The organism is Paenibacillus sp. BIHB 4019 (assembly GCF_002741035.1).
Taxonomy (GTDB): domain Bacteria; phylum Bacillota; class Bacilli; order Paenibacillales; family Paenibacillaceae; genus Pristimantibacillus.
In genome coordinates, this window is record NZ_CP016808.1 from 6,634,092 (window position 1) to 6,660,069 (window position 25,978).

The following is a 25,978-nucleotide window of genomic DNA, read 5'->3' on the forward strand; positions in this document are numbered from 1 at the left end:
GCAAAACGGAATAGATGCTTTCGTACTAGCGTAAACGGCTTTCGCCATCCTCTGGCAGCAAAGCTAACGTTTCGTGGTGAAATATAAGCCCATTATAAGGGTTCAGCTTATCACTTCTTATATTTTAAAAAAAGCAGCAGATGCTAGCGATATTCGCTCACATGCTGCTGCTTCTTCAACTTGAACTCTATGGTATAGTATGCAATGTCTGGTACGCTACGTATCCCAGGAAATCAGGGCAACATCATGAATCGCCCCGCTTTTGCGCTGCACAGCGAACGTGTCCATTTGATGGGCGATTTCCATTTCCTGCAAAATATCGCAAAGCACCTGTGCGCGGCTGCGTTCCAGCTGCTTTCCGCCATACATAACCCGCAGCGGATGGGCAAAAGGCAGCCCGATCGACTGCACGAGATAGACGCGCCTCCTCGCAGTAAGATTCATCTGGGCAAGGCTCTCCTTCATATCGCGTATCCGGTAAAAAGCATTGGCGCTGAACAGCACATCGCAAGCCAGCCCCGAAGACTCTTCCCACTTCGCATGTATCGCCTCCGGCACAGCTTGCGCCAAACCAGACTGCTCCCAGCTTCTTGCCAGTATTTCATACATCGCCGCCGAAGGCTCCACAACAGTAAGCTTGCCCACATATGGAGCAAGCAGCTGCGTAAATCCGCCCGTTCCCGGGCCTACTTCAAGAAGTTCATCCCCGCTCCGCAAGCTTGCTATAACGGTGCCCATCAGCTCCGCCGTATACGGAGCAAGCGGATTGCGTTCATCATAAACAGGCGCATGCTGCTGCCAGTAGCTTTCCTCCTCGGCATCATTGCCGACGCGGGAATCGCTTTGGGCTGCCTGCTCCCAAGCGAGCGTCCAGTAGGCTGCTGGCGTCAAGCCAGCTTCGCTGTACCATTCCTTCATCCCGCACACGCTCCTTTCCTTATGCAAAGTCTATATATAAGTTGAACGATTGATTAGCATGAGGGCTATGGTCATCACTGCGAGAAAGCTTGAAAAGCATTCACCAGCTGCTGCGTATAAGGATGCTGCGGGCGCTCCATGATACACTCGCTCTCATTAAGCTCAACGATACGTCCCTCTTTCATAACCGCAATTCGGTCGCACATATGCCTCACCAGCGCCAAATCATGCGAAATAAACAAATAAGTCAGCCCATATTCCTTGCGAATGCGCTGGAGCAGTTGGGCAACCTGCGCCTGCACCGAAACGTCAAGCATCGATGCCGGCTCGTCCAGCACGAGAAACTTCGGCTCCAGCATCAAGGCCCGCGCAATGACGATTCGCTGAATTTGCCCGCCGCTTACCTGATGGGGATACCGCGTCAGCACCTCTGCCCGCAGCCCGACAACCTCCATTAGTTCAAGTGCCTTCTCCCTGGCTGCTGCCTTATTCATGAGTCTATGCAGCAGTACTGGCTCAAGCAGGCTTTCCAGCAGTGTCTGCCGGGGATTAAGCGCGGAGTGCGGATGCTGAAACATGATTTGCAGCTCCCGGCGCAGCGGCCTCATCTGCTTCATGGAATACCCGCTTATATCGGTTCCTCTATATATAATACGGCCGCCATCAGCCGAAATCAGCTTTAGCAGCAGCCGCGCAAGCGTTGATTTACCGCTGCCGCTTTCCCCAACTAGCCCCAGCGACTCGCCTTCAGCGATATGAAAGGATGTTGGCTCCACCGCCTGATGACCTTTGCCTGTTAGCCAGCTGCTGCGATACCGTTTGTGCAGCTCAATGATTTCAAGCATACAGGAAGCACCTCGCTTTGTGCTGGGAGACTGCTTGCGGGACGGCTGCATGCAGGGCGGTTGTATGCGGGGCTGCCGCATGCTGGCCCTCAGCATTGCCGCCTACTTGGTCAACTGCCTTATTCGTTATGTTGGTGTGAGCTGCCTTGTATAAGCCAGGCCGCTCGGCTTTGCAGCGCGGCATCGCAAAACTGCAGCGCTCATAAAACTTGCAGCCAGCAAGCTTATCCGTCAAGCTTGGCGCTGTTCCAGCTATCGGTATCATTCCTCTGCTCGGCATGGATGCGATTAAGCCGCGCGTATAGGGATGCATCGGCTGTGCAAACAGCTCCTTCGCTGGTCCCTGCTCAATGATTTGACCAGCATACATGACGCCCACTTCATCGCAAAGCGCCCGCGCTGCATCCAGATCATGCGTAATGAGCAGCAGCGCCGCACCTGTGCGCCTCGTTATATTGGCCAGCATGTCCGTCACCTGGACACGGATTAAAGCATCAAGCCCTTTCGTCGGCTCATCGGCAATAAGCAAAGACGGGCTCCCGGCAAGCCCCATTGCCGCCAGCACTCGCTGTTTCATTCCACCGCTCAGCTGAAAGGGATAACGCCGCAGCTGCTGCTCGGCATCCGGCATATGCATGGCATGCAATAGACCAGCAGCCTGTGCGTTAAGCTGCTTGTTCCCCGCTCTGCCTGCATAAGCGCGAATCGCCTCGCGCAGCTGACTGCCGAGCGTCATCACCGGATTGAGCGAGCTTGCCGGATTTTGCGGGATGAGGGCGATTTCCCTCCCCCGTATTTGCCTCATTTCTTTTGGGCTCAGCTTTAGCAAATCCATGCCTTTATACAGAATGCTTCCACTGACGGAAGCCTGTGCGGGAAGCAGCCTCACCAGCGACAGGCCTAGCACCGACTTGCCGCTTCCGGTCTCGCCAATCAGTCCAAAAATGCGGCCACGCTTCAGCTCAAGCGAGGCCCCATCTACTGCCTGAACCAGCCCTTCCCTTGTCTGAAAGGATGCATTAAGCTGCTTGATTACGATAAGCGTTTCGCTCAATTTCATTCCTCCTACAGCAGTGAATGCTCTTTCTCCGTCCGTGTATCCAGCTTATCCCGAAGGCCGTCACCCAGCCAGTTGATACATAGCGATACAGCGGCTATACAAAGTCCGGGAGCGATCATCAGATGCGGATAGCTGCGAAAATACGGCCGGGCATCATTCACCATCACTCCCCAATCTGCCGCTGGCGGCTGCAAGCCTAGACCGAGAAAGCTAAGCGAGGCGATAGATAAAATAACTCGCCCAATTCGAATGGTGAACAGCACGATGAGCGGTCCTAACAAATTGGGCAGCATATGCCTGGCGATAATATACGCATGGCCCGCTCCTAAAGCACGGATGCCTTCCACGTAGCTTTCTTCGCGAATTTTCATAACCTCGCCGCGCACGACCCGGGAGAAATCCGCCCATGAGGTGAAGAGCAGCGCGATAAACAGGCTTTTCACCCCAGGACCGAGCGTACCTGCAATGGCCAGCATAAGGGCAAGACCCGGCAGCCCCTGAAAAATGCTCACGACAATTTGAATGGCTTCATCAATCCAACCGCCAGCATAACCGCTAATGGTGCCCAGCAGCAGGCCGACGAGCATTGTAGCGAGCGTAACAGCGGCCGCGAGCAAGATCGACACCCTTCCGCCATACAAAATGCGGCTCAGCACATCCCTTCCCAGTGTGTCCGTCCCTAGCCAGTGTGCGGAGGATAACGGCGCAAGCCTTTCTGCCATATTTATCTGATTCGGGCCATAAGGAGCAAGCAGCGGTGCCAGCAAGCTGACAAGCAGAACGAAGGCAAGCAGACCCGCGGCTACCCTATAGGACATCTTCATCGCAGCTTCCCTCCCAGCCTAATTTGCGGATGGGCAAGCCCATAACATAAATCCGTTGCCAAATTAAACAGGACGTAGATGAGACCGGTAAATACGACATAACCCTGAATGACCGGATAATCTCTGCGAAAAATACCGTCCATTGCAAAGCGCCCGATGCCCGGCACTGCAAATATAACTTCCACGATGACGGAGCCGCCAACAATCGCTCCAAAATAACTGCCGATAACCGTGAGCAACGGAATACAAGCATTGCGAAGCGCATGTCGAAGCACAATAAAGCTCTCACGCAGCCCCTTCGCCCGGGCTGTCAGCATATAATCTTTATTCAGCTCCTCCAGTAGCGCCGCACGCGTCAGCCGCATCAATATGGCGCCTGTACCGGAAGCAAGCACCGCCGCTGGCATAAGCAGATGCTTCCAGGTGCCATAGCCGCTAGTTGGGAGCAGCTGCAGCTTCTCCGACCATAAGGCAATGAGCATGATCGCCAGCCAAAATCCAGGAATCGAAACCAAAATCAGCGCAAGCGCCCTGCCGATATGATCGAATAGCCGATTGCGCCGGATCGCCATGAGCATGCCGGATGGCACTCCAAGCAGGACGGCAAACAGAACAGCTAACAAAGATAGGCTTAATGTTGCTGGCAGGCGGCGCAGCAGCTCGCCGCTAACCGATTCCTTCGTCATATAAGACGTGCCAAGATCACCTTGCAGCGCCTTTGATAACCAATGGCCATACTGAATGAGCAGCGGATCATTCAGCCCCATCTCTTCTCTTTTCAAAGCCATTTGCTCTGCTGTCGGCTGGCTGAAGCCGTTCATGCTGAGCAGCTCGACAGCCGGGTCACCCGGAGAGGCGACGCTTAAGGCAAAGGCTATAAACGTAATGCCAATCAGGACGGGAACCGCCGCCGCCAACCTCCGAATGAAATAGGCCATCTTATTGCACCCGCTCCAGCTGCGGCAGCGTTGTACCATAGACAAGTGCCCCATATCCGGTAATTTCTTTGCTGTACGCAATTAAGCTCGCATCATTAAACAGCGGAATCGTCGGCAATTCCTCGGCTGCAATGTCCTGCAGCTCGTTATAAATCGCACCGCGGTCATCCATATCCAGCGTCGTCTTCACCTGCTTCAACAGCTCATCCACACGGTCATTGCTGTAACCAAGCGTATAACTGATATTGCTTGAGCCTTCGCTCGCCATATAATTGTTCAAAATCGAATATGGATCGCCATTCGGCAGCCCCTGTATGGCCAGTGCCAGATCGAAGTTTCCTTGTGCCTGTGCTTCCTTGTAAGCCGCACCATCCAGTATTTGAATCGTCACGTCCAGCTGCAGCTCTTGAAGCACAGCCTGGAGCAGCTCGGCTTGCGCTTTATACGGATAACGATCGAGCCCATAGGTAGGCACAATTAGCGTAACCGCCTGCCTGCTGTCGCCAAGCACTTCATGCGCCAGGGCGATTGCCTTTTCTGAATCATGGACGACTGGAATGTCTTTGTAAAAAGGCGATGTTGCATTCAAAATGTTCGCCGTAGCGGTCGGATAGCCCAAATAGAGCTCCTTCACCAGCTGCTCGCGGTCAATCATCAGGCTCAGCGCCTGACGCATTTTCACATCATTGAATGGCGCTTTGGCACCGTTCGGATGCAGGTAATGGGAAATCGTCGATTTTGCCGTCGATACAGCAAAGCGTTCATCCTTCAGCAGCTCCTCGGCAAGGGCAGGAGGAATTGCGCCCAAATCCATAACGCCCAAAATCTCCCCAGATTTCAGGGCAGCAAGCCTTGTATCAGGGTCCGGTATGACGCGGACGCGGATTTTTTGGGCTTTTGCTTTTTCGCCATAATAACCATCGTAAGCCTCTAACAGCGAAAATTGATCCTTCTCATGCTGCACAAGCTTGAAAGGGCCTGTCCCTTGCGGCAGGCCGTTAAAGTCGCCATTTTCGTCAAAATTATTCGGGCTGTACATCGGGCTTGAGAAGTTGATCATCGAATACAGCAGCGTCGGCTGCGGATTGTCGAAAACAAGCTTAATCGTGCTATCATCAACCTTCACGACTTCCTGAAGGCTTGGGTATGAATGGTTGATGTCGAGCGTATAGAACGGCGAGCTTTTCGGGCTCACTTGCTTGTAACGGGCAAAATTTGCAAGCACCGCGTCCGCGTTGAATGGCGCGCCATCATGGAAGGTGACGCCTTTGCGCAGCATGAAGGTCCATTCCTTGGCATCAGCAGACATTTCCCACGCCTCCGCCAGCTTTGGAGCAGGCTTGCCATCCTCGGAAGCGGAAATCAACGGCTCCCATACATACAGAATGGTGCTCGTGTAATAAGCATCCTGCGGGCCCGGTGCCAAATCCCGCGGCGCAGCCAGCACGATTTCTTCAGAAGCAGCTGCTGTAGAGGCGGACGGAGATGCAGACTGCTGCGACAGCTTATTATTGCTGCCTGATTCATTGGAACCGTTAGCACCACTGCACCCCATTAGCGCCAGCAGCAAGCATAGGCTAAATAAAATACCTATTGTTTTTTTGTTTTTTGCCATTTGTGTACGTTTCATTTTCTCTATTTCCTCTCCCTCTAGCAAAATCATCTTCCTGCAATAATCCGCAAAAAAAAGACAGCTCTACCTCCAGTTATAGGAAAGATAGAGCTGCCTGTTATTGTTATTTTTCATCATAGCAAATAAGCATGCGCGCTAACACTTCCCTATCCTCCGTAGGTTACAGCAGTGTTGTCAGAACAGGCAGGTCTCCTGGCTACCGGAAATTGTGCTGGAAGCTGCCTTCCCAATCCCGCTAAGCGAAATCAGTGGCCTTGTAGCTTCAGCTAATCCGTAACAGTGGCGGGACCGCGTCGGTTTTGCACCGAACTTCCCTTTTAAGCTCCAGCCGCAGCTGTTGCACCTTATTCCCACAATTTTTCAGTTGTTTGCAAATCTGGTTGATTATATACCAGCCCTTTCATTTAAGCAACCTTTCCACTCCACTTTCCTTTCGTAATTATCTGATATAAAATAAAGCACATAGCATTTCGTAACTGGAGGGAACTACTGATGAAACCACAATTTCAGCCTTTATTTGAACCATTCACTTTCGCAAGCGGCATGTCCGTGCATAATCGAATTGTCATGGCGCCCATGACAACCTGCTCGTCCAATCCGGACGGCACCGTGCCTGATGAAGAGCTTGCCTACTACAGCCGCCGCAGTGCTGGGCCCGGTATTGTCATTACAGCGTGCGTCTACGTGAGCCGCAACGGCAAAGGCTTTCCCGGCGAATTTGGCGCGGATACCGATGCTATGATTCCAAGCCTCAAGCGTCTGGCCGATGCTATTAAAAGCCAAGGTGCGAAAGCGATTTTGCAAATTTTCCATGGCGGAAGATCATGCTTCCCTGGCCTAGTGCCCAATGATGATTTGGTGAGTGCCAGCAGCATTGCCCAGCAGGAGGGCGGAATTGTGCCACGCGAGCTGACCGAGGAGGAAATCAAGTCGATTATCGCCGACTTTGGCGAAGCGACACGCCGTGCGATTGAGGCTGGTTTTGACGGCGTTGAAATTCACGGTGCCAACGGCTACCTGCTGCAGCAATTTTATTCCCCGGCTTCCAATGTGCGTACCGACGACTGGGGCGGCTCTGTTCATAAACGTATGGCGTTCCCGCTCTACGTCGTTGAAGCTGTTAAGAAAGCAGCCGCTATGGCGCCGCAGCCGTTTCTTGTAGGCTATCGCTTCTCGCCGGAGGAGCCGGAAGAAGAAGGATTAACGATGGAGCATTCGTACCATCTGGTTAACGCTCTAATCGAGATGAAGCTGGATTATTTGCATGTGTCGCTTCAAGATTTCTGGTCGAAGCCGCGCAGAGGCGAGCAGGATTCGCAAAGCCGGATGGCTTGGTTCGTCGAAAAATACAGCGAGCACATTCCGTTCATCGGTGTCGGCAGCATCACAACCGCAGAAGAAGCGCTTGAGGCGAAAAACTCCGGCGTGCCGTTTATCGCTCTTGGCCGCGAGCTCATTATGGACCCGGATTGGACGGAGAAAATCAAGCAAGGCAATGAGCAGAATATTGTGACTACGCTGTCCAAGCAGGATCAGGAGCGCCTCGTCATCCCGAATGGCTTATGGGGAGCCATTACCCACGCGCCAGGCTGGTTCCCGATTACGGAATAAGCGCTAAAACCCATGCTATTGCTTTACTAGGTTACTAGGCTCTAATAGGCATAAAAAGGCTCCAGCTTATCATTCATGAGGCTGGAGCCTTTTTATGAAAAGAGAGGTTTAACCACTTGCTTGCAGCATGCAATGCTTCAAGCAACTACTCTTGAGAAGCAGCGAGTGCTATCGCTTCTTGAGCCAGCAGCTTTAATTGGGCAATTTTCATCGGCGGTTCAACGATTGGCGTTGAATGATCTGCAAAAAAGCTCCAATCGTTATTTTCAGCAATAGCATGAATTTCTTGCACTAGCTCCCGCAAGGCTTCGATTCCCTCAATATGAAGATAGGTTTGAGCAAGCTCCCGAAATCCTTCCTGATCCAGGCTGACATGAGAAGTACCTGCACAAGCGATATAATGCTCAAAATAATGTTCCGGATATTTTTCCTCAGTCAAATGAATACCTCCTGTTTTCTAGTTCATAAAATAACCATTCGGTTGGACAACTTTGTTGTTATTATAGCATCCCATGTATATTTTGCTCATGAAAACCATCGTCCAAATAACAATTTGACATTTCTATAAAAATAGATATACTAAGCCTCATGGATACTTTGTCAATACTTAAAGCTGTGTCTAACGAGAAACGGTACCATATTTTAAAATGGCTGAAAACGCCTGAGGAGCATTTTGGGCCTCAATGCCATCTAACCGATGCGTGTCAGTTTGCTGGAGGCGTATGTGTCGGTTCGTTTGCAGAAAAAACGGGACTTGCGCAATCCGTTATATCCGGCTATTTAGTGAAAATGCATAAAGCAGGCTTGCTAGAGTCGAAACGGATCGGGCAGCACACCTATTACAGGCGTAATGAAGCTAACATTCAGTTTTTCAAAGAAATGATTCAGGATGAGCTGTAACCTTGCTTAATCCTGCTCATTTCATGCTTTTATATCTATTTTTATAGAATTATAGATTTTTTATTCAATTAGGAGGTATTTTATTCATGAGCTCAATTCAATCGTTGTTCAAGCCTTTCACAGCAGGTCCGCTTACACTGCCTAACCGTATTGTAATGGCACCAATGACCCGCGGTTTTTCTCCAAATGGCGTTCCGGGCGAAGATGTAGTTGCCTACTATAGACGCCGCGCCGAAAACGGCGTTGGCTTAATTGTGACAGAAGGTACGCTGATTAACCATCCGGCTGCCACTGATAATCCAAACATTCCCAACTTTCATGGCGAAGCTGCATTAAATGGCTGGGCAAAAGTCGTTGAAGCCGTTCACCAAGCTGGCGGCAAAATCGTTCCGCAAATTTGGCATGTTGGCACAACCCGCAAGGTCGGCTCCCATCCGAACCCGGAAGCACTGCCGATTGGTCCTTCAGGTGTTACCGCCGAGGGCGAGGTTGTTAATGAGCCTTTGACCGAAGCCGAAATTAAAGGCCTTGTTGCAGCTTACGCGCAAGCTGCTGCTGATGCAAAACGGATTGGCTTTGACGGCATTGAGCTTCATGGCGCACATGGCTATTTGATCGACCAATTTTTCTGGGAGAAAACGAATAAACGGACGGATCGTTATGGTGGCGACATGCTGTCCAGAACACGGTTTGCGGTCGAGATTATTGAAGCTTGCCGCCAAGCTGTAGGTCCTGATTTCCCGATTATTATCCGCCTGTCGCAATGGAAATCGTCCGAGTACACAGCGAAGCTTGCGAGCACTCCTGAGGAATTGGGACAGTTTCTTGCTCCGCTTGTTGAAGCTGGCGTAGATATTTTCCACTGCTCAACCCGCCGCTTCTGGGAGCCGGAATTTGCAGGCTCGGACCTAAACTTTGCAGGCTGGACGAAAAAGCTTACCGGCAAACCAACGATTACTGTTGGCTCCGTAGGTTTGGACGGCGACTTCATGAGCCTCTTCACCGAAGGCAAAGGAGCAGAAAATGCCAATGTGGATGATTTGGCCTCACGCCTGGATGCAGGCGAATTTGATCTCGTAGCTGTCGGCCGTGCCCTGCTCGTCGATCCTGCCTGGTCCGATAAAGTCCGCGACGGACGGCAAGATGAATTAATTCCGTTTACGCCGGCTGCTTTGCAGACGCTGCATTAAGAACCTATTGCTCACAACCTAATAAATCCCCAGCTCCTCCTTTTTCACGGATTGGAGGAGCTGGGGATTTTATTGTTTCTACCTACACAAAGCTAGACTTGGCGGACACAGCAACCGCTATTCCAACGGAATCACGGGTTAAGGCGCAGGACGCGGACTCAGGAGCCGCTAATGTGCCGCCAATAGCCATTTTGACGGGATAATGAGGGTTATAACGGATTTCCTGTCCGCTCACCTCACGGCCTGGAATTGGCTCAACAGCCAGAATAGCGGAACCTCAGTCCTCCAAATAAGGAGTGGCAGGGCGACTGCGGCTTGCATTCACACCCTAGCTATTTTATCTACTAATTTTGCCTCGCGAATAACGCTCTAGCCTCTTGATAGCTCTCCAATGTCCCGATATCAAAGCGCTTCCCTTCAAACTTGTAGGCATGAACCTCTTTATGCCGAATCAGCCAAGGCACAAAATGGCCCGGTGCATCAGCGTTGCTGCCCTCCGCCAAATATTGCTTGATTAATGGCAGTGTGGACTGCCCGTAAATATAAAACGGCGGACATGCCAAATTGGATTTGGGCTGTTCGGGCTTTTCCTCAAAAGCTATGACTTTTCCATTGCCATCGGTTTGTATGACACCTGTGCGCCTCAGAAAATCGATATCATCCATCTCATGGGCTGCAATCGTATCTGTCCCTGAGCTTTGATAGAAATGAACCATTTCGGTTAGTTCAAAGTCGAACAAATTGTCGCCCGCCATAACTAGAACATCATCGTCCAGCTTTTCCTGTTCCAGAACAAACTGCAAGTCGGCAATAGCCCCTAAACGGTCCTCATTGCTTGTCGTCAGATCATCAATGACTTTAATCGGCTTGGAATAGTCTGATTGGCTCTCCCAATGAACAAAGTGCCCATAAAAACGATGGTTAGTCACAATAAAAATCTCGTCAATCAAGCTAACTCTTTCAATCTTCTCCATAATATGATCCATGATTGCTTTCCCTCCAACCTCCAGAAGAGGCTTTGGAAAGTCCCTGGTCAAAGGATACAGGCGAGTTGCGTAACCCGCCGCTAAAATAATGGCCTTCATTCGTATTTCCCTCGCTTCTAACCCCTGTTATATAATTCGCGCGCCATCATCGGTTTTGCTGAAGCTTACCTGATATAAATCCTTATACGCTGGATGCTGCTTTGGATATTGTGCATCAATGGCGGCTTTGATCTGCTCCTTATATGCGGGATCTACGAGCCCAATGCAGCAGCCTCTATAGCCCGCTCCGCTGAATCTGGCTCCATATACGCCTTCTGTATGCTTAAGGATACGGAAAATGCTAATCAGCTCGGGACAGCCGCAATCATAATTATGAATGGAGCTTTCCCCTGATTCAAGCATCAGGCTGCCGAATTTTTGCAGGTCCCCCTGTTTCCACGCCTCGGCGCCTTGCCTTACACGTTCATTCTCGGTGAAAAAATGCTCCGCCCGCTTTTGAAATCTGCCTTGCAAGCCTGACTTATGCTCCCGGTAAACCTCATGCTCAATATCTCGGAGCTGGGTCCCTTTCAGATTTTTCATCGGCAACCCGGCCATCTCGTGCAGGAGCCATGCGGCCACTTTGCATTCATCTACACGGTTGTTATAGTCGGTTCCGATTAAGGCTTTGCTCACACCGGAATAAACAATAACAACTTCAAATTCCGGCATCGCTTGCGGCCTTTCGATTAATTCATAGCTTTTGGTTTTCGTATCCATTACGGTCAAATAGCCTTCGCGGCTTAAAATATTGATCGACTGGTCCAGTATGCCATTGTTTAGCCCAATAAAATGATTCTCCACCCAGTGGCTGTAGTTAATGAGCTCAAGCGAAGGGAGTTTGATTCCGTTCACGTCGCAAAGGGCCAGCAAATAGGCGGTAGTTACCGCTGCTGAAGAGCTCAAGCCGCCAATCGGATGCTTGCCTCTAACCAATGCGCAAATGCCGTACTTTAAAATATTTTGCTTTCTTAAAGCCAGGACGGCTCCCCTTAAATAATTGCCCCAAAATCCCGGCACCATCGCCGGAACCTGATCCAGATGAAAATATTCCTCGTCGGGGAAATCCAAGCTTTGCACTCTTATATATTCTTCTTCATTCTGAACATAAACCATATCCACAGAAATATCCAGCGTCATCCCGGCTACCAGCCCGGCTTGATGATCGACATGAGCCCCGAAGGGACAAAAGCGAAGCGGCGATTTAATCGTTTTTACCTGATTTTTAAGATGGGGATATTTAAGCTTTAACCGCTGTTCCAAATGGTCCATTTCCTACACTCCCTCTTTTTGTGAAGGCAACGTATATCGTAAATATAGGCAATCAGCCCTTCTTCAGCCGTTTTAGCAGCAGCGCTCTTTTCTCGGGCGAAATGCTGTCCAAAGCAGAGACGCGCTCCTTCCCGGCACCTTGCTCGGGCGCCGCCTCCGCAGCCGTTTCCCGAAACATCGCTTCGAACGCTTCCCCAACGGCAGCGAGAGGAATTTTCGTCAAATACTTGTCCTTATAAGCTTTCAAATGGGGCTGGCTAACTCTCTGCTCGACCGTCCGCAGCCCTCTTGTCGACTTCATATGGGCAATGGTTACATCTGCCGTCAATTCTATACCGGTGTAGGATACCAAATCTTCCTTAATTGCATAGACCTGATAGCTGCCCTTATTGATTAAACGCGACAATGCCGGGCTTTCCTTATGGTTTTCCGTCCCGTAATACATTTCCTCGCGCCATTCCCGTATGAATGCAGGAGCCTTGGCGATGGAATTGATCACAAAGAAAGAGGCGATATATTCACAAAAGGCTTCCTGCTCTTCGCGGCGGCAGGCGACGAAATCAACGTCTTCCGGTATTAAACGGGTGAAATCGGCAAGGAACAGGCAATCGGAATCGATCATGACGGTTGGCAGCGAATCCTTTTCAATGACCTGCAGCAGAAAAGCGGTTTTGGAGTATACATTTTTGCGCCAGTCCTCATCGTGAAGCAGCACATGCTTCGTGTTCAGCTCGGTTGATACAATTTCCATCTGCGGAAAAACAGACAAATATTTTTTATCGTCCTCGGATAGTCCCGTATCGTAAACGTACAGCTTATGAATCCGGCTTAAATCGACATTGTCATAAAAGGAATTGACAAACAGCTTTCCAAAGTCAAAATAATCACTGTTCAATACAGTCATTACATTAAATATCATAGCTCTTCCCCCTGCTAAAAACTTTCTTACTCGCCAGCTGTTTATTTATCCGCTCCAGTTCCCGATCTTCCTCCTGCTGGATGCGATCCTTATCCCTTATAAACAGCGGCCCCGGAATGGCATCGGGCAAAATATCGTCCATATACCGGAGCGGATTATACCTTAGTCCGAGGAAGCTCCAGGCCGCCATAAACAAGCCGATTAAAATAAACAGCAGGCCGATTCCCCGTGTCGGTCCCGTGCCTACGAGCCAGCCCAGGCGATTCACAAGCTCCGGATGATCGACAAACAGCGGCTTGAAAATGTTGTCCGACAGCAGGCCGCCAATATAGTAGCCCAGCGGAATGGTAGGCAAAGCGAACAGCTGATTGATCGAAAAAACCCTCGCCAGCAGCTCGGCCCGCACCTTGGATTGGATCAGCGTCTGCCAGTGGGCATTTGTCATCGACAGGGAAACACCGTAAGCGAATACGCCCGCCATAACCAGCCCAACGATCGGCGTTAGCCCCATTACGATGTAGGAAAGGCCGATTAGCAAGCTAAAACCAATCATGCCCTCCGCCCTTCTGCGGGTACCGCCCCATAAACCCATAGCGATTCCGCCTGCCAGTCCCCCTATGCCGATGGCCGAGGTCACCATTCCGAGTACAACGGTAGAGCCAAAGGTTAATACGAGCGGAGTAATAAGGACGTTGGCCATGCCCAGCATCAAATTGGAAACCATAAAAAACAAAATCAATGCCACGAAGCTTTTGCGCTTCCTTATAAAATTCCAGCCTCCGGCCATTTGGGCCCAAAAGGGCTCTTCAATTTTGCGGAATAAGGAATTTGGAAATCGAATAAAGAGCAAAGTCGATATCGCAAACAGAAAGGATAGGAAGTCGATGAAAAGAATGCCCGGCAGCTCAAAAGTCAATACGAGAACGCCCCCAAGCAGCGGTGCCAGCACCTCACTTGAAGAGGTAGCCAGCTGCACAATTCCATTGGCTTGGCCGAGATAGCGCTTTGGCGCAATTTGGGCAACTGCCGCCAAGTAGGCCGGACGCTGAAAGGCATTGGCGATCGATATAGCCGCCACCGCGACATAAATATGCCAGGTCTGCAGCGAGTTGCTGTAAAAGAACAAAGCAATCATAATCGTGACCAGCGCGGAGCAAACATTGCTCCAAATGAGAATCAGCCTGCGATCCTGCTTGTCCGCTAGAGTACCCGCGAAAGGAAGCATTAGTATCCCGGGCAGGCGATGGAACACCAGCGTTGCGGCAAAATCCATAATCGCGCCTGAATGGCTGTAAACCCATAAGCCCATCGCAAAACCTGTCAAGCTGGAGCCCATCATCGAAATAAACTGACCAAATACAAAAATGAAAAGCGTTCGCAAATTCGTCAGCACTTCCGGCGATGATGCCGTTTCCCGGGTATTTGGGTTATGGTTGTCCTGGTCCCCTCCGTTCTCCTGGTTCTCCTTCTGCTGCTGCCACGCTTTCAGGCCGGCTCCAATGCTATCCGCTACGGCATGGGACTGGTGCTTGAAAAAATAATGTCCCGCATTCGGGATCAGGTCGATATCCACATGGCTGCTGAAAAACTCCCAGTCCTTATACTGCTCCTCGTAAAACTCGGTCGTCCTGTCCCGCTCGCCGACAATGCAAAGCAGCGGCGCCTTTAATTTCGCGGGCTCAGCAGCGGCATACCGATCCGAGTAATACCGTTCGCTTTCACGACGGTCATGCCTGAGGCTGCGGATAATAAAATCCCGCTCTTCCCCTGAGAGCGTCTCGCTGAAGCCGCCCAAAGAACGGAGCATATCCATATAGGCACGGTTTGAAATACGGCGGTCCCGTGGCAAAAGCTTGTTCCAGAGCTTGAACAGCTTGCCCGGCAGCTGCGATACAGGAAAATTCCCTCCCATCACGACACCAGCAAGGCTCATATTCTCTTGCTCCAGCAGTCTAGCTATTTCAATAGCTAGAGCGCCTCCAAGACAATGCCCGTAGACAACGATGGAGGGTGCTGCCACTTTGTCCTTTATTTCCTGCACACAGCGCCTTGCAACTTCTTCCAAGGGCTCAAGAGCTTCATCTTTTTTGCTGAAGTCATGCCCAGGAACTTGAACCGCGTACAGTGCGTATTGATCCGCCAGCGCATCCGCTAGCGGCTGATAGGAAATCGCGCTCCCCCCGGCAAACGGAATACATACGATGGCCACCTCCTCGGAGGCGTCCTTGTCTCTCGAAAGACGGTGGAGAACATCCCCGCTGTCCGTACTGCCCCGAGAAACGATAGCAGACAGTTCCCCAATCGTCGGATATTTGAACAGATCAATAATGCTCAGCGCATGATCGATTCCCCGAACGACCTGGACCGCCTTGAAGGAATCCCCTCCCAGACTAAAGAAATCATCGTTAATTCCTATTTTCTCGACGTTCAAAACCTCGGACCATACAGCGGCCATTCTCGCTTCCAATTCGTCCCGCGGCGCTTCATAGTCGCTTTCCGAAGCTGCTTCTACGGCATTCGGAGCAGGCAGAGCGCTGCGTTCCACCTTGCCGTTAGCGTTCAAGGGCATTTTATCCAGTTCCATAAGTACGGCAGGAATCATGTAGCCTGGAAGCTTTTCCTTCAGACTGTTCCGCAATGCGGATAGGCTAACCGGCTGTGAGCCGTCCTGCACATAATAGGCAACGATCCTTTTGTCGCCGCTGGCCTCTTCACGGACGGTCACAAAAGCATCCTTGATGCCGGGGTATTCGAGCAGCGAGGATTGAATTTCTCCTAGCTCAATTCGGAATCCCCTGATTTTCACCTGCTCGTCAGCCCTGCTCAAAAACTCAATATGGCCGTTTTCCAAATAACGCACAATGTCTCCAGTCCGGTAAAGGCGTCCGCCCTTCTGCGCGTCAAATCGATTCGGAATAAACTTTTCAGCGGTTAACTCCGGCCTGCCTAAATATGCTCTGGCAACACCAGGTCCGCCAATGAATAGCTCGCCGGGAACTCCTATAGGCGCGAGCTGCAAATGTTCATCCAGCACATAGATGGATACATTCGCCAGCGGACGGCCCAGCGGCAAAACCGATGTATGCTGCACGGGCCTTTTGTCGGTTACGGTATAGGTCAGCATGGACACCGTCGTTTCAGTCGGCCCGTAATGGATCTGGATCTGCGTTTCAGGCTTCGCTGCCCTGATGTCATCAATCATGTCCCAATAGGAGGGCTCGCCAGCAAGAATAAGCCGTTTATTAGGAATGATATCGTGAAGGTTCGCCCGCTCCCGCAGCGCCTTGAAATGGCTTGGCACCATTTTGATGACATCGATTCCGTGTTCCCTGAAATATTTGGCATATTGCTGCGAGTCAACGGATTGGTCATAGGTCAATATATGAAGCTGCCCGCCCGTATTTAAAGCAGCCCAAACGTTAATGGTGGCGAGGTCAGCCGCAAAGGTGGAAGCAATCGCGTATTTAAGCCCGGGCTCCACATCCAGCCGCTGCATCACGCCAAAATAGTAATTGAGAAAATTCCCATGCTCGACCGCAACCCCTTTTGGCTTGCCTGTAGAGCCAGATGTATAGATGATGTAAAACAGATTGGCAGGCTGCAGCGGCACCGCCATATTGTCGCCGCTTTGCCCAGCAATTGCAGGCCAATCGGCATCAAGATAAACCCATTCAGCAGTTGCTGCATCGCCTAAAGAAACCGTTAAATGCTCCTCTGCAACGATAATATCAATAGAGGCATCGTCCAGTATGTACTTGATGCGGTCAACGGGAAACAGCGGATCGAGTGGAACGTAAGCTCCGCCTGCTTTCAAAATGCCCAGAATGCCTACTACGGTTTCCAGTGAACGCTCCGCAAACAAGGCGACTCGTTTCTCAGCGCCAACTCCTTTCGCGGATAAATAGCGGGCAAGCTTGTTGGCTCTTTGATTGAGCTCCTCGTAAGTGTAGGATCTGCCCTGGCAAGCTGCCGCTATCGCATCTGGGCTTATCAGCACCTGCTCCTCAAAGAGCTTGTGAACATACGGAACATCAGGATGATTTTTGTATTCGGAAAAGCTCCATTCTGAGAGCAGCGTTTGTTTTTCAAGTGGGGTAAGCGTCTCAAGTTCATGAGCCTTTAAGCTTAAGCTGTCAGCCATAGAGGAAACAATCTCCATGTAATGGCCGGCCATGCGCTGTATCGTTTCAGGAAGGAATAGATCGGTGTTGTAGGTCAAGAAGCAGGTCATTTCGCCTTCAATGTATTTGACGGCAAGATTCAAATCAAACTTGGTCGTATTGTTGCTGCGCAAAAAAGGACGGACTTCCAGCTCACTCAGCTGAAGAACGGTTTTCTCCATGCTTTGATAATTAAACATCGCCTGAAAAACCGGGGAATAGCTCAAATCACGCTCAAGCTGCAATTCCTCCACCAGCTTTTCAAACGGAAGCTCCTGGTTTGCGACTGCACCCATAACCGTTTTTTTGACGGTTTGCAGCAGCTCCCTCATTCGGGGATTGCCAGACAATTGAATTCTAATCGCAAGGGTATTGATGAACAAGCCCATTAGGCCTTCCACTTCTTTATGGGTACGCCCCGCAATCGGCGAGCCAATAACAATATCATCAGCCTGCGTATAGCGATTAAGCAGGATAGCAAAAGCCGTTAATGAAAAAACAAAAGGGGTTATCGCTTCCGCACTTGCAAGCGTATGGATTTTGTCCGCTATTCCCTCTGGAATAATAAATTTATGAACTTTCCCATTATAGGTTTGAACATCTGGACGGGGAAAATCCGTCGTCAATGGCAGACACGGAGGCGCTCCTGCGAGTGTCTCCTTCCAGTATTGAACCTGTCTTTCTGTTACTTTTCCCTCTAATAGATTCCTTTGCCATACGGCATAATCCATATATTGTACGGGAAGCTCTGGAAGCTCCGGCTGCTGCCCAGCAGCATAGGCATTGTACAGCACTTCAATTTCCTTGTTCATGACACGGAGGGACCACATATCCGACACGATGTGGTGAACGACGATAATGAGATAATGCTCCTTTTTTGAGGCAGACAGCAAAGTTACCCGTATAGGCAAATCGTTGGCCAAGTCAAAAGGGTTATGGACCTCATCGTGGACAAAGTCCTCGATTTCCCCCTCCAGCTTCGTTCTGGTGAAGGCCTTCACGGATTTCTCAGCAATCGTCATAACCGGCTTGGGGTGACGGCAGCAATAAACCTCATCCTCATGATTTTGGTAAACCATTTGCAAAATCTCATGCCTGTCCATAATCGCGTCAAAGGTTTGCTGGAGCGCCTTCACGTCCACCCTGCCCATCAGCTTGGAAACGAGATGGGTATTATAGGCGGCCTTGTTCGTATGCCACATGTCAAGAAACCAGAAGCGCTTTTGCGCATAGGAGGCGATAAAACGGTCTTCGCCGTTCCTCTCCAGCCGGGTTATCTTCAAGCTTGGCGCCGGCTGCTCTGTACTTTGTTTTTTCATCCTCAGAGCGAGCAATGCCTTCTGTTTGTCCGAAAGGCCACTCCATTTATCAGCAAGCGCTTCGTTCTCCAATCCTTTACTCATGGTCATTACCCCGGCTTTGATTTTTTTTATTTAACCTTAAGGCGAGCAGCGCCTTCTGCGCAGGAGTAAGCTTGTCGGTCATTTGGGCAACGGCATTCTCTTTGAAGGCAGGGACGAGCTCTGGCTGCTGCGTATTTTCCGCTCCGACTTGCAAATTCAGCAAATACGCTTCAACCTGCCTGCTGCCTCCCCGATTTTCGATGTAATCCAGCGCCGCCTCTCTGGAGCGCCGAGATATATCCTCATAGTGCTCCCTTTCATGCAATAAACGCTCCAATGCTTCTTGCCAAGGCTGTATATGCTGCTTCGGAATGTCCGATACGGGCAGGCTTCGCTCATCAACGGCTTGCTTATAGCCCTTAATCGGATTTACCGGAAGCACATACTCCACTCCCAGCTTGGCTTCTGGATTTCCTCCGACGTCACTTGCCAAAACAGGGATGCCTCGCAGCATAGCTTCTACGATCGTTCTTGATTTGGCCTCAGCCCACAGCGACGGTACGAGCATAACGCGGGTTTGGCAGAAAAGCTTGTTCATATCGTCTACTGGATCAAATATCCGAACATTTTTGAGCTCCATTAGCGCTTTCATATCATCGGAGGTTGTACCCCAGGTCGGTATGGCCGCAAATGCATCGTTAGGAAACGCACGCGCCAGCTCCAGAAAAATGGAAATCCCCTTGTAGGCACACGGATTAACCATCGCAATATAGCCTTTATCGAAATTTCCAAAGTCGGGAAAAGGACCATCGCCAAACAAAGAAATGGGCAGCACCTCTGCTTTGAGCTTGGCCCATTGCCACATATAGTCCTTCAAATAATCGCCAACGACAACAATGGCAGCCGCTTTCCGCAGCAGCTCTGTTTTATCAGGCCCCTCCAAAAAACAATCCGGCCCAAAGGGCAAATAAAGGGTTGTCCTGGCAAGGTACACGACTCTGGAAGCCGCATAGTTCACGGCGGCCTCCAGCAGTAAATGCCCAACGTCCTCTGTCGAAATTAAAATTCTGTCGGGCGCAAATTCGTTCATTTGCCGAATCAAATAATCCCTCAACCTTGCGCTGTCCATCGCTGCTCGTACTTTCACAGCATGAATAGCGACACCTTTAAGGTTGAAAACGGAAACTTCGGGGCTCGAGGCTATAACCTCAAGCTCGTCAACACCCCGCTGGTCTTGTTCTGAGGCACTATTGACCAAAGCTGTAGAAACGACGCGGCAATCGTGCCCTAAGCGGCTTAACGCTTCCATCAGCGTTCGATTGGACTTATTGGCTCCGCCAAGTGCAGGGTAATAGGATGCATTTTGAGCTAGTAAAAGCTTCATCTTTGCCTCACTCGCTCTCTTCCCGAAGCAGCAGCTCGATTTCTTCTTCTGTCAGGTTTTCCAAGGCCGCTAATTGTTCAGCAATGGCGTCCTCATCAAAGCTGCTGAGCAAGCTCGTTTCGACCGCCTCGGCAAGTCCGGCAATCGTAAGCGACCCTTCGAACAGCACCGTCATCGGCAAATCCACTTCAAATTCCTCCCGAATTCGGGACAAAATCTGAATCGCTTTGATCGATTCGCCGCCAACCTCAAACAAATTATCCATTACTCCGATTTGCTCAATGACTAAAACATCTTCCCAAATGGTTAATATTCTTTTCTCAAATTCATTCCTTGGAGCTACGTATTCTGCCCGTTCGCCAGTCTTGCCCTGCGAGGCCGCTTCTACTTTCGCGTGGATGCTTCTAGAAGTATTCAAGTGCCGACCAATATCATCCAGCACATCTAAAATAGCCGTATCCGCCCCGCTCGCCGTTTGCTCCGCAGCTGCATGTACCTCCTCGCGGTAGTGGTCGGCTTTTTCCAGGTAGGACGCAAAGTTTATGGTTCTGGCAAACTCCGCCGTGAACGCATATACTTGGTGATCAGTCGAAGCCGTGACGTCCTGTTCTCCGATTAAGCTTAAAAATTGACCAGCTGGCTGGTTTTTGGAGGTTGGAACAAAAATGACCTCCACTTCACCCAGACCATTGTCCGCCGCCCATTCGCCAAGTCTAGCAAGCATCATATATTCTATCCCTTTGCCTAGAGCTCTACAGCTAAGAAGGAAGCTGTCCACCCTAAGCTTTGAACCCTGCTTGCGGCAAACGGCCAAGCCGACCATTCCATAGTCTCCAAATCTATCACTTGCGGTTACCGTGAAGCAGCTTACATGGTCTTCGCTGCACCGTTTTCTGAGCTCGGCTTCCGAATGCCTGATTGTAGTGAAATTAAATTGATTCACCCTTTGAGTCAACTGAGCGGCTCTTGCCAGCTCCTCATCAACCAATGGGGCAATGCTTACGTTCAGCTCCAACCCGCTTATAAACGCTTCGTAGGACAGCATTTCCTGCTGGAACTTATTCCGCTCCGTATTTTGTTTAACCTGTTCCGTACGGCTTTCGTCTGCCGCAGTCGTGTTTATACGGTCAAATGCCCAAACGTTGCTTAAGTAAAGCGGAATGTCCTCGTCCTTTTCAGGCAAGCATAACGTCAGAACTTGGGGACACCGCGCTTTAACCTCCATACATTCGACAGGGTTGTCGTCGATAAAGATGAAGCTGTCGAGGCCCAGATTCAGCTCTTTAGCCAATGCTTCCAAATTATCCGATTTGCGCTCCCAGTTGATTCTCGAAGCCGCAATGTGTTCGGGTTTGATCAGCATATCAGGCCGGCTCAGCGCCTCTATGACATCGCTTTCATTGTTTTTGCTGCAAAGACATAGAAGCATCCCTAAGCGCTGCTGCTCCAGCATAAATGCCTGCAGCTGCTTCCGATAAGGGTCCACCGCTATCCCTTCAACGCCGTCTTCCCCGCAAATGCCCTTCCACAGCGTCTGGTCGCAATCCAGCACGATTACTTTATAAGGCAGGCTCACAGCCGAATAGATTTTTCTGGCAATGACCGTACCTAACGCATCAAAGAAAATTTGTTTGTATGGAATATGTCCCATTTTATCTGAATGAAAATCATAATAATCCGCTACGGGATAGAGATCCAAAATGTCAGAAGAAGCCACCGGTAAAATGCCGTTCAGTCCTTGAAGCCCTTGATATAGTCGGCCCTCTATTTCCTTATAATCACAAGCTGTCTCGGAGCTCCATTCCATCAATGGCGAAGGAGGGCAAATACACACAATATGAATGGCTGATGTGCTCTCTACTGATGTTTTCAATGCATTCAGCAGATCAACGATGTTACGGTCAAGCTTGGATTGTATTAAAGCATCCTTCCTGATCTCCGTTTCCAAGCCGTCCTCCACCCTGAACCAATCATCAAAACGAATGAGAATAACGTTGATCCCGTTGTTTTGGCGCATAGCGCTATAAGGATCTAGCAGCTGCTTGAAAACCTGATTCTCATATTGAATGGCAGTGTTTATTCCGAGCTTGTCCAACCAAAAAACGAGTGATCTTCTGACGGGTTCTGCGGTAAACGTTGCCGAAAATACGAGATTTAAATCACGACTGATCATATTCACGAAACTTCTCCCCTTGCTTAGATTTAGGATAGCATTTTTACAGCCTTCTCTAGCTTTAAGCCGCTACATCTGGGAGTTTATAAATTTTTACAACAAAGTCAATTTTATCGTAGACTATCGTCGAATCGTTGTCAACGAATTCCCTTTTTTTGTCGAGTATGCCAATTATCTTGTTTATTTGACAGCAGAGGATTATATTATATTTGTGAAGTGGGCGATGAGCTTATAAGCCGCAGCATGTGATGAAATGTGTGGAATAGAGCAGCTAAACTTTATTAGGAGTTGAATGATATGAAGGTACATCACATAGGGTATGTCGTAGAGGATTTAGATAAAGCTTTACAGGAGTTTATCGCGCTTGGGTACGAGGCAGATGGCGAAAAATGCCATGACGATCAACGGAATATTTTAATTCAATTTATTAAAAATGGCAGCTATTTGGTAGAGCTGGTCTGTCCGCTGAATGACAATTCTCCGGTTAAAAATATTTTGAAAAAGGTTGGCAGCACACCCTACCATTTCTGTTATGAAACGGCGAACCTCTTGGAGAAGACCGAGCAATTGAAGAAGCTGGGCTATCTAGTCATAGCCGAGGCTTTGGCAGCTCCGGCTATCGGCAATAAGAGAGTCGTATTCTTATTCAAAAATAATATGGGCATTATAGAATTGGTCGAGGAATAGACTCAGATCGTTTCCTTGTACAGCTGAGGGGACTTCCACGATTTGACGGAGCCATCGCCAGCTTCCATATTGGCATGAAAAAAACCTTTACCGTCTATGAATGCTGGGACACCGTGCTGCTTTCCCTCAATAGCAGCCTGCAGCGCTAGAAGGGCGAGCGGTTCGGCTGTATCGAAATTCGCATACTTGCTGTTTCGGGCAGGGAGAAAATAGCCGAAATGAAATTTTTTCGCTATGATATTGTCTCCTATTTTTCTAGCCATCTCCAAGTATTTCGGATGTCCGAATGTTAAATATACATCAAGCATCGCATAAAGAGCTCTTGGATCATCACATGGCGACCTGAAATCCATATCGGCGTCCACTCCAGGCTCACGGCCTATATCGCCAAGATTATTCCCTTTAGCCATGCTTCTTGCCGCTTCCCACAGGCTTTCATCACCCGTATGTATAAATGTCCTTACATAGGCGAGTAAAAATTTGCTGGATGCAGGGAATGGGCATAGGACAGAGGATTTTTTCCCATAATAACCGTCCCGTTTAAGCTCGTAGCCAGATAAATCCGTGCCATCCGTAAGCATCGGCCTAAAGCTGTTTGATTCGGAAACATAGCCGTATTTCAACAAAGCAGATAGACCTTGTCTTGACCATTGTGCAAGCTCCTTCACGACTTCCCCAAGCTCACTTGCAAGCTGAAGCTGCATAATGGGATTTTCATAATAGACGGTATTGGCCTGCTCCTCCAGCAGCATTTTCCCTTCCAGCGCCGCCTCGCCAAACTCGGGACCAAATTGCCGCTTCGCCCGATCCCCGAATCCGGAGAGCGTATTGCTGTCATCCTCCGTATGCTGGACTTTCTTAGCCTGGTTGAACTGATAGGCGCCAAGTCCAGTGATTGGATTTCTCGCCTTGTTATACTGGCGTGCGAGCCTTTTCAGCCACAGCAGTGCGCCCTTCTCGCCAGCGAGCTTGTACAGCATGCCCGAAGCGTAGATCAGGTCATTGCCCGCATTCAGAAAGGATAGTCCCTTAACCTCTGAGAAAGGCTCGGCTTCTTGAAACGGACTTGCCCAAAGCCTGCTGCTCTTCAAGCCATAGCTGCCATGGCGGCTAATTTCTAAAGTATTCCAGTTGAATACATGCGCATTCCATAACGCTCTTATATATTTGACGGTTGCTGCAGGATTAACCTCATACATGAATTCATAATAGGGAAAATGGTTTTTCAGCTCATGCACCATTCCGCTTTTTTCTATTGCCCCGGAAATATTTAGCGTTTTTAAATCAATAAATCGGTGCCCTCCCCACTGCATGAGGCCGCACTCGCTTTGAAGATGGTCAAAATGGTACTGAATGGCTGCCTTGCCGGCCTGTTTATATTGCTCATCTCCTGTAAGAAACGTCAGGGCTGCAAAGGTGCGAAAAAGATTTTGCTGGCTCGCAAGGTTGGATAACACCGCCTCAGAACCTCCGGGAAACCGCCATTTGATATGCTCCTTTGTCCTTACATTGATTCCGTCCGCAAATAGAGGACTAGGCTCGGACCGATAGCAGTCCCGTCCCTCCTTAAGCACATTGTCTGCAAACGCTATGACCGCGTTCAATCTATGCTGATCTCTCGCACTATCTTCCACCGATTCACACCATCCTCTTGGATTTTCGGTATTCAAGCTTCGATCCCCACTATCCTTTTCTCTAGGGTCAAAACAGCTTTTTTAGCAGGTTCATAGCTAATATACCATAAATTTACCAAATTTGTGATGGAGCAAGCTTCAACCCACACGTGTGACTACAGTGCTAATTTCATAGTATTGCAGGAGCTAAAGTGATATTTTGCCGATCCAAGCACTCTGACTATAAACACAATTGTCCGAATATTTCTTGGTTCACCATAAAAGATCATACCGAAAAATAGCTCCTCCCGATGCTCCTATTCCTGTCCATACGGCATAGGCTGTCCCCAATTGCAATCTTTTTTATCATATAAGCTACCACTATTTTTTTCGTCATCCCCACTTAGCCAGGATAGCATCGTACTCACTCTTAGTGACCGGCATCACCGTTCCGTGACGTTTCTTTAAACGACCAAAAGAATATTCATCTGCCGCCGGCTTACGCCAGCATTTTCCGGTTGTATCGCCGATATTCGTTGTGACGAGTGGCAAGTAGCCGCGATTCGTTCCATACTGATCAACCAGAAGCCCCCACTTCTCTTCGCCGTTAAACTTGAAAAACTCTGGACCTTCCACATCCTTTCCAGTTAACCCCAACCCTAATGACTCAAGTGTCGAAATAATTTTCCACTCCCCCATAAGGCGCTCGCTGGATTCAATCGTGATTTGCCCATCGCCCGAAGCTCGATAATACATACCGCCTGCTTTCATAATCGTGGTGTCGATAATCGTACGATGTTCACCTCGAGTGATGTACAGCTCAGACGGTGTAAAGGTTCGAAAATCCCGTGTTTTGCTGGCGTAGATGTGCAAGCCCTTTTCCTTGCCGTTACTGGCCACTATGCTGGAAGCCCAGAAAACCAGGTAATCATCTTCCTCTTCATCATAGATCGCTTCCGGCGCCCAGGCACAGCCCGTTTCCTTTGGAGCGACCTCAACCATTCGAGGCTCAGACCAATTTATCAGATCGGACGACTCCCAAATTATGAGGGAGTGGCTTCCAGTAACCGTTGCTTGAGACTCTTGCCAACCGCCGCGATGATAGATACTAAGATCAGTAGCCATTAAATAGAATTTGTTGCCGTCGTTGCTACGAAGCAAATATGGATCTCGAACTCCCTTTTCGCCGATTGTTGAGCGCAAGACGGGTTGATTTTGATGTAGATCCTGCCAATGAAGCCCATCTTGGCTCAAGGCGAAATAGATCTGCTCCCCGTCCTCTTGTTCACCGATAAAGTGTGCAAATAAATAGCCGTAAAATGGCTCTTTCGTATTTTCCATGTGACCCCCATCTTGTTCTTGGCTCCCCTTGTCCTTGGACAGAACTCAGAATTACGCCTTTAATAAAAAATCTCTTTGCAAACGGATACATAAAAACCGTTGGAATCGATGCAATCACCAAAGAAGCCTATTCTGGCATCTT

Annotated in this window: 19 protein-coding genes, 1 pseudogene and 1 riboswitch; of the genes and pseudogenes, 4 read left to right on the forward strand and 16 right to left on the reverse strand. The window is 49.6% G+C overall.

The genetic code is table 11. The features are described 5' to 3' along the window. Window positions 1-216: 216 nt before the first annotated feature. The 6 genes from BBD42_RS28830 to BBD42_RS28855 all read right to left on the reverse strand — a co-directional run bounded on the left by BBD42_RS28830 (window position 217) and on the right by BBD42_RS28855 (window position 6,215). On the reverse strand, window positions 217-918 hold the full coding sequence (locus BBD42_RS28830) for a class I SAM-dependent methyltransferase (protein ID WP_099520955.1): 702 nt from the start codon (window positions 916-918) through the stop codon (window positions 217-219). Between the two features lie 74 nt (window positions 919-992). Further along, window positions 993-1,763 (reverse strand): ATP-binding cassette domain-containing protein, encoded by a 771-nt coding sequence (locus tag BBD42_RS28835; RefSeq protein WP_099520956.1) that lies wholly within the window; start codon window positions 1,761-1,763, stop codon window positions 993-995. Then, window positions 1,756-2,823, reverse strand: coding sequence for an ABC transporter ATP-binding protein (locus tag BBD42_RS28840; RefSeq protein WP_099520957.1), 1,068 nt, complete (start codon window positions 2,821-2,823; stop codon window positions 1,756-1,758). The genes BBD42_RS28835 and BBD42_RS28840 overlap by 8 nt, the downstream gene beginning before the upstream one ends. A gap of 5 nt (window positions 2,824-2,828) precedes the next feature. Further along, window positions 2,829-3,647 carry an ABC transporter permease gene (locus BBD42_RS28845; protein WP_099520958.1) on the reverse strand — a complete coding sequence of 273 codons (819 nt, stop codon included), beginning with the start codon at window positions 3,645-3,647 and terminating at the stop codon, window positions 2,829-2,831. Next, complete coding sequence (nikB, locus tag BBD42_RS28850) at window positions 3,644-4,585, reverse strand: nickel ABC transporter permease (protein ID WP_099520959.1); 942 nt, start codon at window positions 4,583-4,585, stop codon at window positions 3,644-3,646. Before nikB ends, BBD42_RS28845 begins: the two co-directional genes overlap by 4 nt. Window position 4,586: 1 nt before the next feature. Then, on the reverse strand, window positions 4,587-6,215 hold the full coding sequence (locus BBD42_RS28855) for an ABC transporter substrate-binding protein (RefSeq protein ID WP_237163264.1): 1,629 nt from the start codon (window positions 6,213-6,215) through the stop codon (window positions 4,587-4,589). Between the two features lie 168 nt (window positions 6,216-6,383). Then, window positions 6,384-6,581, reverse strand: a riboswitch (cobalamin riboswitch). Between the two features lie 129 nt (window positions 6,582-6,710). Here BBD42_RS28855 and BBD42_RS28860 point away from each other — a divergent pair. Continuing rightward, the gene (locus BBD42_RS28860; RefSeq protein ID WP_099520960.1) at window positions 6,711-7,829 is read left to right on the forward strand and encodes an NADH-dependent flavin oxidoreductase; all 1,119 of its coding nucleotides are present in this window, start codon (window positions 6,711-6,713) and stop codon (window positions 7,827-7,829) included. 145 nt (window positions 7,830-7,974) lie between these two features. On the opposite strand, the gene BBD42_RS28865 is transcribed toward BBD42_RS28860, so the two are convergent. Then, window positions 7,975-8,268, reverse strand: coding sequence for a hypothetical protein (locus tag BBD42_RS28865; RefSeq protein WP_099520961.1), 294 nt, complete (start codon window positions 8,266-8,268; stop codon window positions 7,975-7,977). 149 nt (window positions 8,269-8,417) lie between these two features. Here BBD42_RS28865 and BBD42_RS28870 point away from each other — a divergent pair, with 149 nt between their 5' ends. Both BBD42_RS28870 and BBD42_RS28875 read left to right on the forward strand, forming a co-directional pair. Then, the gene (locus BBD42_RS28870) at window positions 8,418-8,729 is read left to right on the forward strand and encodes an ArsR/SmtB family transcription factor (protein WP_099520962.1); all 312 of its coding nucleotides are present in this window, start codon (window positions 8,418-8,420) and stop codon (window positions 8,727-8,729) included. An 86-nt stretch (window positions 8,730-8,815) separates the two neighbouring features. Beyond that, window positions 8,816-9,919, forward strand: a complete 1,104-nt coding sequence (locus tag BBD42_RS28875; RefSeq protein WP_099520963.1) for an NADH:flavin oxidoreductase — start codon at window positions 8,816-8,818, stop codon at window positions 9,917-9,919. 344 nt (window positions 9,920-10,263) lie between these two features. Here BBD42_RS28875 and BBD42_RS28880 read toward each other — a convergent pair whose 3' ends face one another. The 6 genes from BBD42_RS28880 to BBD42_RS28905 are packed head-to-tail and all read right to left on the reverse strand — an operon-like array spanning window position 10,264 to window position 22,195. Next, on the reverse strand, window positions 10,264-11,004 hold the full coding sequence (locus BBD42_RS28880; RefSeq protein WP_099520964.1) for a nucleotidyltransferase family protein: 741 nt from the start codon (window positions 11,002-11,004) through the stop codon (window positions 10,264-10,266). 27 nt (window positions 11,005-11,031) lie between these two features. Further along, on the reverse strand, window positions 11,032-12,216 hold the full coding sequence (locus BBD42_RS28885) for a GHMP family kinase ATP-binding protein (RefSeq protein WP_099520965.1): 1,185 nt from the start codon (window positions 12,214-12,216) through the stop codon (window positions 11,032-11,034). A 52-nt stretch (window positions 12,217-12,268) separates the two neighbouring features. After that, window positions 12,269-13,135, reverse strand: coding sequence for a hypothetical protein (locus BBD42_RS28890; RefSeq protein WP_099520966.1), 867 nt, complete (start codon window positions 13,133-13,135; stop codon window positions 12,269-12,271). Then, on the reverse strand, window positions 13,125-18,698 hold the full coding sequence (locus BBD42_RS28895; protein WP_172455665.1) for a non-ribosomal peptide synthetase/MFS transporter: 5,574 nt from the start codon (window positions 18,696-18,698) through the stop codon (window positions 13,125-13,127). Before BBD42_RS28895 ends, BBD42_RS28890 begins: the two co-directional genes overlap by 11 nt. Beyond that, complete coding sequence (locus BBD42_RS28900; RefSeq protein ID WP_099520968.1) at window positions 18,691-20,022, reverse strand: glycosyltransferase family 4 protein; 1,332 nt, start codon at window positions 20,020-20,022, stop codon at window positions 18,691-18,693. The genes BBD42_RS28895 and BBD42_RS28900 overlap by 8 nt, the downstream gene beginning before the upstream one ends. Window positions 20,023-20,029: 7 nt before the next feature. Next, the gene (locus BBD42_RS28905; RefSeq protein ID WP_099520969.1) at window positions 20,030-22,195 is read right to left on the reverse strand and encodes an HAD-IIIC family phosphatase; all 2,166 of its coding nucleotides are present in this window, start codon (window positions 22,193-22,195) and stop codon (window positions 20,030-20,032) included. Window positions 22,196-22,492: 297 nt separating this feature from the next. On the opposite strand from BBD42_RS28905, the gene BBD42_RS28910 reads away from it, so the two are divergent. Then, window positions 22,493-22,882, forward strand: a complete 390-nt coding sequence (locus tag BBD42_RS28910) for a VOC family protein (protein ID WP_099520970.1) — start codon at window positions 22,493-22,495, stop codon at window positions 22,880-22,882. Between the two features lie 2 nt (window positions 22,883-22,884). On the opposite strand, the gene BBD42_RS28915 is transcribed toward BBD42_RS28910, so the two are convergent. From BBD42_RS28915 to BBD42_RS28925, 3 genes and pseudogenes are all read right to left on the reverse strand, one after another. Beyond that, complete coding sequence (locus tag BBD42_RS28915) at window positions 22,885-24,552, reverse strand: pectate lyase (RefSeq protein ID WP_099520971.1); 1,668 nt, start codon at window positions 24,550-24,552, stop codon at window positions 22,885-22,887. A 119-nt stretch (window positions 24,553-24,671) separates the two neighbouring features. Beyond that, window positions 24,672-24,858: pseudogene (locus tag BBD42_RS32435) on the reverse strand (DMT family transporter); the annotation flags it as partial. Between the two features lie 30 nt (window positions 24,859-24,888). Further along, window positions 24,889-25,836, reverse strand: a complete 948-nt coding sequence (locus BBD42_RS28925; RefSeq protein WP_099520972.1) for a glycoside hydrolase family 43 protein — start codon at window positions 25,834-25,836, stop codon at window positions 24,889-24,891. Window positions 25,837-25,978: the final 142 nt, after the last annotated feature.

What these genes read in the sequence shown, in the direction of transcription:
- BBD42_RS28830 (WP_099520955.1), bottom strand. Translation starts at nt 918, where the DNA reads ATGAAGGAATGGTACAGCGAAGCTGGCTTGACGCCAGCAGCCTACTGG.
- BBD42_RS28835 (WP_099520956.1), bottom strand. Translation starts at nt 1,763, where the DNA reads ATGCTTGAAATCATTGAGCTGCACAAACGGTATCGCAGCAGCTGGCTA.
- BBD42_RS28840 (WP_099520957.1), bottom strand. Translation starts at nt 2,823, where the DNA reads ATGAAATTGAGCGAAACGCTTATCGTAATCAAGCAGCTTAATGCATCC.
- BBD42_RS28845 (WP_099520958.1), bottom strand. Translation starts at nt 3,647, where the DNA reads ATGAAGATGTCCTATAGGGTAGCCGCGGGTCTGCTTGCCTTCGTTCTG.
- nikB (WP_099520959.1), bottom strand. Translation starts at nt 4,585, where the DNA reads ATGGCCTATTTCATTCGGAGGTTGGCGGCGGCGGTTCCCGTCCTGATT.
- BBD42_RS28855 (WP_237163264.1), bottom strand. Translation starts at nt 6,215, where the DNA reads ATGAAACGTACACAAATGGCAAAAAACAAAAAAACAATAGGTATTTTA.
- BBD42_RS28860 (WP_099520960.1), top strand. Translation starts at nt 6,711, where the DNA reads ATGAAACCACAATTTCAGCCTTTATTTGAACCATTCACTTTCGCAAGC.
- BBD42_RS28870 (WP_099520962.1), top strand. Translation starts at nt 8,418, where the DNA reads ATGGATACTTTGTCAATACTTAAAGCTGTGTCTAACGAGAAACGGTAC.
- BBD42_RS28875 (WP_099520963.1), top strand. Translation starts at nt 8,816, where the DNA reads ATGAGCTCAATTCAATCGTTGTTCAAGCCTTTCACAGCAGGTCCGCTT.
- BBD42_RS28880 (WP_099520964.1), bottom strand. Translation starts at nt 11,004, where the DNA reads ATGAAGGCCATTATTTTAGCGGCGGGTTACGCAACTCGCCTGTATCCT.
- BBD42_RS28885 (WP_099520965.1), bottom strand. Translation starts at nt 12,216, where the DNA reads ATGGACCATTTGGAACAGCGGTTAAAGCTTAAATATCCCCATCTTAAA.
- BBD42_RS28890 (WP_099520966.1), bottom strand. Translation starts at nt 13,135, where the DNA reads ATGATATTTAATGTAATGACTGTATTGAACAGTGATTATTTTGACTTT.
- BBD42_RS28895 (WP_172455665.1), bottom strand. Translation starts at nt 18,698, where the DNA reads ATGAGTAAAGGATTGGAGAACGAAGCGCTTGCTGATAAATGGAGTGGC.
- BBD42_RS28900 (WP_099520968.1), bottom strand. Translation starts at nt 20,022, where the DNA reads ATGAAGCTTTTACTAGCTCAAAATGCATCCTATTACCCTGCACTTGGC.
- BBD42_RS28905 (WP_099520969.1), bottom strand. Translation starts at nt 22,195, where the DNA reads ATGATCAGTCGTGATTTAAATCTCGTATTTTCGGCAACGTTTACCGCA.
- BBD42_RS28910 (WP_099520970.1), top strand. Translation starts at nt 22,493, where the DNA reads ATGAAGGTACATCACATAGGGTATGTCGTAGAGGATTTAGATAAAGCT.
- BBD42_RS28925 (WP_099520972.1), bottom strand. Translation starts at nt 25,836, where the DNA reads ATGGAAAATACGAAAGAGCCATTTTACGGCTATTTATTTGCACACTTT.